The organism is Streptococcus taonis (genome assembly GCF_029948085.1).
GTDB classification, from domain to species: Bacteria; Bacillota; Bacilli; order Lactobacillales; family Streptococcaceae; genus Streptococcus; species Streptococcus taonis.
Window position 1 is genome coordinate 24,620 of record NZ_JARZZP010000017.1, and the last position, 6,218, is coordinate 30,837.

At 34.0% G+C, this 6,218-nt stretch carries 7 protein-coding genes; all 7 read left to right on the plus strand.

Annotated elements, in window-relative coordinates; genetic code table 11:
* The first annotated feature begins 62 nt into the window (after positions 1-62).
* From QEZ38_RS08885 to ftsH, 7 genes are read left to right on the plus strand one after another with little or no spacing between them, the layout of a single operon-like run.
* Entirely contained in the window at positions 63-329 is a 267-nt protein-coding gene (locus tag QEZ38_RS08885; protein ID WP_001234970.1) for an RNA-binding S4 domain-containing protein, read from the plus strand.
* Positions 322-690, plus strand: a complete 369-nt coding sequence (locus QEZ38_RS08890) for a septum formation initiator family protein (protein WP_000277028.1) — start codon at positions 322-324, stop codon at positions 688-690. Before QEZ38_RS08885 ends, QEZ38_RS08890 begins: the two co-directional genes overlap by 8 nt.
* 6 nt (positions 691-696) lie before the next feature.
* The gene (locus QEZ38_RS08895) at positions 697-819 is read left to right on the plus strand and encodes an SP_0009 family protein (protein WP_045762396.1); all 123 of its coding nucleotides are present in this window, start codon (positions 697-699) and stop codon (positions 817-819) included.
* Entirely contained in the window at positions 812-2,080 is a 1,269-nt protein-coding gene (locus QEZ38_RS08900; protein WP_281335681.1) for a serine hydrolase, read from the plus strand. The genes QEZ38_RS08895 and QEZ38_RS08900 overlap by 8 nt, the downstream gene beginning before the upstream one ends.
* Positions 2,077-3,354: a tRNA lysidine(34) synthetase TilS gene (gene tilS, locus QEZ38_RS08905; protein ID WP_281335682.1), complete on the plus strand. Its 1,278-nt coding sequence runs from the start codon at positions 2,077-2,079 to the stop codon at positions 3,352-3,354. The genes QEZ38_RS08900 and tilS overlap by 4 nt, the downstream gene beginning before the upstream one ends.
* Positions 3,355-3,358: 4 nt before the next feature.
* Complete coding sequence (hpt, locus tag QEZ38_RS08910) at positions 3,359-3,901, plus strand: hypoxanthine phosphoribosyltransferase (RefSeq protein WP_153224623.1); 543 nt, start codon at positions 3,359-3,361, stop codon at positions 3,899-3,901.
* 16 nt (positions 3,902-3,917) lie between these two features.
* The gene (gene ftsH / locus QEZ38_RS08915) at positions 3,918-5,876 is read left to right on the plus strand and encodes an ATP-dependent zinc metalloprotease FtsH (protein WP_281335683.1); all 1,959 of its coding nucleotides are present in this window, start codon (positions 3,918-3,920) and stop codon (positions 5,874-5,876) included.
* Positions 5,877-6,218: the final 342 nt, after the last annotated feature.

Consider the following 6,218-nt stretch of genomic DNA (forward strand, 5'->3'; position numbering starts at 1 on the left):
TATGACATTTTTCTTCTATAAAAGGGATAAAAATGGTACAATAATAATTTGAGGTAATAAAAATGAGATTAGATAAATATTTAAAAGTATCAAGAATTATTAAGCGTCGTACAGTAGCTAAAGAAGTTGCAGATAAGGGACGTATCAAGGTAAATGGTATTCTTGCAAAGAGCTCTACAGATTTAAAAATCAATGACCAAGTTGAAATTCGTTTTGGAAATAAATTGTTGCTCGTAAAAGTGTTAGAAATGAAAGATAGCACTAAAAAAGAAGATGCTGCAGGTATGTATGAAATTATCAGCGAAACAAGGGTAGAAAACGATGTATAAAAAAATTGTACAAATGAATAATTCTTTTATTCAAAATGAACACCAACGTCGTAAATACTTGATGGAAGAACGACAAAGACGAAATCGTTTTATGGGCTGGGTTTTGATTTTGATTATGTTGTTGTTCATCCTACCAACCTATAATTTGACTCAAAGTTATCAGCAACTACTCGAACGTCGCCAACAGTTAGCCGATTTGAAAAAACAGTATCAAGAATTGAGCGATGAAAAAGATAAAGAATCGAATCTTGCAACCAAATTAAAGGATGAAACATACGCAGCCAAGTATTTGCGTGCAAAATATTACTATTCAAAATCATGGGAGGAAGTTTATACTATTCCGGACTTACTTCCTAGGTAATGTAAAATGGAAAATTTATTAGATATTGTAGAAAAGTTTTTAAGTCAATCAGATGAAAAATTAGAAGAGTTAGCTCAAAAAAATCATCTGTTACGGCTACAAGAAGAAGAGGAAAAAAAGAATGCGTAAATTTTTAGTGATATTACTACTTCCTATTTTTTTAAAAAGTGTCCAAGTAGTAAGCACTGAGAATCCAGTTATCATTCCAAACCAAGAAGTTTATTCCTTAACCCACGCTTCGTATCATTTTTACTATCAAGATGTTATAGAATCTCCAAAATTTTATGGTGAAACGTCTGTTTATTCTACAGAAGATTTGATTAAAGAATCAGGAAAAGTCAATGCAGATACAAAATTATCTGTTTTAGAATGGAGATTAAATAAACAAGGACAGCCTGTCTTTAAATTGTCAAATAATCAATTTGTGATGGCTGATAAACGACTTTTATACGATAGTTCCATCGTAAACGATTTTTCTAAACGAGTATGGTTAGAACCAGGATTTGTCGTTTATAATAGTCCTTATGATCAACAAGAATTAAAGTCTACTTTAGCAGCTTATCAAGAGGTTGAAGTAGATATGTCTATTTTTGCTGGTGGTCATGAATTTTTACATATCAAACAAATTGGTTGGGTTTCGACGGATTACATTTCCAACGATGACAATCGTATTCAGAAAGTACAAGAGTTGTTATCTGCGAATTATCAAAATGAACAGTTTTCTATTTATGTTAAACAATTGAGCACGGGTAAGGAAGCTGGGATTAATGAAAATCAAAAAATGTACGCTGCTAGTGTTATGAAATTGCCTTATCTTTATTATGTTCAAGAAAAAATCAATCAAGGTGATTACCAACTTGACACGAAATTGAAGTACATTTCTGAAGTAAATGATTTCCCTGGTTCTTATAAACCCGAAGGAAGTGGAAGCCTCCCTAAAACAGCGGACAATAAAGACTACACTCTCAAAGATTTAATTACAAAGACAGCGAAAGAATCTGACAATGTAGCTCATAATATTCTTGCTTATTATATTACGAATAAATCAGATGAAGCCTTTAAAAACGAAATGGCTACTATCGCGGGTGAAGAATGGAACGTAACAGAGAAGTTAGCTTCAGCTAAAATGGCTGGTCAAGTTATGGAATCTATTTATAATCAGAATGGTTTTGTTTTAGAATCTCTATCGCAAACAGCTTTTGATAATCAGAGGATTGCTAAGAATATTTCTGCTAAGGTAGCCCATAAAATTGGAGATGCAGATGAATTTAAACACGATGTAGGAATAGTTTATACAGATTCTCCTTTCATTATTTCAATCTTTACCAAAAATTCTGATTATGATACCATTTCTAAAATTGCTAAGGATGTCTATGAGGCCCTAAAATGAGAGACCAAGATTTTTTAAATCATTTTCTAGAAAAAGGTTATTTTAAAGATTATTCACGAGTTGTACTAGCCTTGTCTGGTGGATTGGATTCGATGTTTCTCTTTCACCTTTTATCAACTTATCAAGAAGAACTCGGGATTGAATTATTTTTAGCTCATGTAAACCATAAACAACGATTAGAATCGGATAATGAAGAATATGAATTAAGAAAACTAGCTGAACAAGTTGGAGTTCCAATTTACGTAGCTCATTTTACTGGAGATTTTTCAGAAGCAAATGCTCGTCAATTTCGCTATGATTTTTTTAGAGAAGTAATGGAGAAAACGTCCTCTACAGCTCTTGTAACAGCTCATCATGCAGATGATCAGGCTGAGACGATTTTTATGAGAATGATTAGGGGGGGGAGATTACAACATTTATCAGCTATTAAAGAAAGACAAGAGTTTGATAAGGGAGAGTTAATTCGTCCGTTGCTATCTTTTTATAAGAGGGATTTTCCTGAAGTTGAGCATTTTGAAGATAGGACGAATAAAGAAAATCATTATTTTCGCAATCGAGTTCGTAATATTTACTTACCACAACTGGAAAAAGAAAATATTCAGCTAAAGAGAGCGTTTTTAGAGTTTGGAAAAGAAGTATCTGACTATCAAATTGCTCTGACTGAATTATCTCAAACAGTCAATGTGGGAGATTTAACTCAGTTTTTATCTTTTAGTGAAGCAACGCAACGAGTTTTACTACAACAATACCTTAGTCGTTTTGCTGATTTAAATATTACAAAAGAACAATTCCAACAGGTCCATCATATTTTAAAAACCAAGAGTCAATATCGTCATCGTTTAAAAAATGGTTATGAACTTGTAAAAGAATATCAACACTTTAAAATTTGTAAAATCAGACCAAAGTCTGATGAAAAAAGTAGTGAGTGTGTGTTAAACTATCAAAATCAAGTTCATTATGAAGGTTATTTATTTTCATTTGGAATCCCTCTAAAAGGGGAAAATGTTCAAAAGATGAATGTTTCTCGTGAAACATCGTTGATTTTACGGCATCGACAGCCTGGTGATTATTTGATAAAAAATGGTCATCGTAAAAAACTAAGACGACTTTTTATTGATTTAAAAATTCCTAAAGAAAAACGAGAAAAAGCTATTATCATTGAGCAATTTGGAAAAATTTGTTCAGTTTTAGGAATTAAAATCAGTGATTTGAGTAAAAAAATGAAAAATGATATAATGAACACTGTACTTTATATAGAAAAAATAGATAGGTAAAATCATGTTAGAAAAAGATATCAAGAAAATTTTGATTTCACAAGATGAAATTACAGAAGCAGCTAAAAAATTGGGTGCTCAGTTGACAAAAGATTATGAGGGTAAAAATCCGATTTTAGTTGGAATTCTAAAAGGATCTATTCCTTTTATGGCAGAATTAGTGAAATATATTGATACACATCTTGAAATGGACTTTATGATGGTCTCTAGCTATCATGGTGGGACTGTAAGTAGTGGTGTCATTAATATTAAACAAGACGTAACTCAAGATATTAAAGGTCGACATGTTGTCTTTGTAGAAGATATTATTGATACTGGTCAAACCTTGAAGAGTTTGAGAGATATGTTTACTGCAAGAGAAGTAGCTTCTGTTAAGATTGTCACAATGCTTGATAAACCAGAAGGTCGTACAGTAGAAATCGAAGCAGATTATACATGTTTTACAATTCCAAATGAATTTGTTGTAGGCTACGGTTTAGACTATAATGAAAACTATCGTAACCTTCCTTATGTAGGTGTATTGAAAGAGGAAGTTTACTCAAAATAGAAGGGTAAGTGTTTGAATGCAAAAACAAAATAATGGTTTCATAAAAAATCCATTTCTTTATTTGTTGATGATTTTCTTGCTAGTGACAGGATTCCAGTACTTTTTTGCTGGCAGATCTGCTGGTCATAGTCAACAAATTAAGTACTCAGAATTGGTTCAGGAAATCACTAACGACAATGTAAAAGAAATGACCTACCAACCAAGTGGTAGTGTTATTGAAGTGTATGGTGTCTACAAAACTGCTAAGACAGAGAAACAGGAAACGGGAATTCAATTTTTTACACCCTCTGCTACAAAAGTAGAGAAATTTACAAGTATTGTCCTCCCATCAGATACAACTGTAGCGGATTTGCAAAAGTTAGCAAGTGAACATCAAACAGAAATTGAAGTGAAACACGAAAGCTCAAGTGGTATGTGGATTAACATCCTGGTTTCAGTAGTACCATTTGCTATCTTATTCTTCTTCCTCTTCTCTATGATGGGAAATATGGGCGGAAATAGCGGACGTAATCCAATGAGTTTTGGACGTAGTAAAGCTAAGGCTGCTAATAAAGAAGATATCAAAGTTCGCTTCTCAGATGTCGCAGGCGCAGAGGAAGAAAAACAAGAACTTGTTGAAGTTGTTGAATTCTTAAAAGATCCAAAACGATTTACAAAATTAGGTGCTCGGATTCCAGCTGGTGTTCTCTTAGAAGGACCTCCGGGAACTGGTAAAACATTACTTGCCAAAGCAGTCGCAGGAGAAGCTGGTGTACCATTCTTTAGTATTTCAGGTTCTGACTTTGTAGAAATGTTCGTCGGTGTCGGTGCGAGCCGTGTACGTTCTCTCTTTGAGGACGCAAAAAAAGCAGCACCAGCTATTATCTTCATTGATGAAATTGATGCCGTTGGTCGCCAACGTGGTGTTGGTTTAGGTGGAGGTAATGATGAACGAGAACAAACCTTAAACCAACTCTTGATTGAAATGGATGGTTTTGAAGGAAATGAAGGAATTATTGTCATTGCGGCAACAAACCGTTCAGATGTTCTTGATCCGGCTCTACTTCGTCCAGGCCGTTTTGATAGAAAAGTATTAGTTGGTCGTCCAGATGTTAAGGGACGCGAAGCAATTTTGAAAGTCCATGCTAGAAATAAACCTTTAGCTGAAGATGTAGATTTGAAATTGGTAGCACAACAAACTCCAGGTTTTGTTGGTGCTGATTTGGAAAATGTATTGAATGAAGCAGCTTTAGTTGCAGCTCGTCGTAATAAATCAGTGATTGATGCTTCTGATATTGATGAAGCTGAAGATCGTGTTATCGCTGGACCATCTAAGAAAGACAAGACAGTTTCACAAAAAGAACGTGAATTGGTTGCCTACCATGAGGCAGGACACACCATTGTCGGTCTAGTATTGTCAAATGCCCGTGTTGTTCATAAAGTTACCATAGTACCACGTGGACGTGCAGGCGGATATATGATTGCACTTCCTAAAGAAGACCAAATGCTTCTATCTAAAGAAGATATGAAAGAACAATTAGCTGGCTTAATGGGTGGGCGTGTAGCTGAAGAGATTATCTTTAACGTCCAAACTACTGGAGCATCTAATGACTTCGAACAAGCGACTCAGATGGCGCGTGCAATGGTTACAGAGTATGGTATGAGTGAAAAACTTGGTCCAGTACAATATGAAGGAAGTCATGCCATGTTTGGTGCACAAAGCCCTCAAAAATCAATTTCAGAACAAACAGCTTATGAAATTGACGAAGAAGTTCGTTCATTATTGAATGAAGCACGAAACAAAGCTGCTGAAATTATCCAGTCAAATCGTGAAACTCACAAGCTGATTGCAGAAGCATTATTGAAATACGAAACATTGGATAGTACACAAATTAAATCTCTATACGAAACAGGAAAGATGTCTGAAACAGTAGAAGAGGAATCACATGCACTATCTTATGATGAAGTAAAATCAAAAATGAGTGAAGAAAATTAATTATCTTAAATACTATAAACAGAGGAGGCACAAGTTTTCTCTGTTTTTTTAAAAAAAGTTGAGGGAACTCGAATTTAAATCAAAGATTTTGATATATAGAAAACAAAATACAAGTTCACCTATGTCAATGCTCTCCTAAAGGAAATGATTCAAATTTTCTGAAAATAAGAATGCAACAGTTACTTGAGTAATATGAAAAAATGTTTCAAAAAATGATATGTGCTTCATAAAAAAACAATTATTGTAAGAAAAAAATTAACCGAAACTCTGGGCAGACGAACGATTTAAAGGCCGCAAAGCCCTTCTCAGAGAGCTGAAGGAAGTAATTCAGGAGAAATGAAA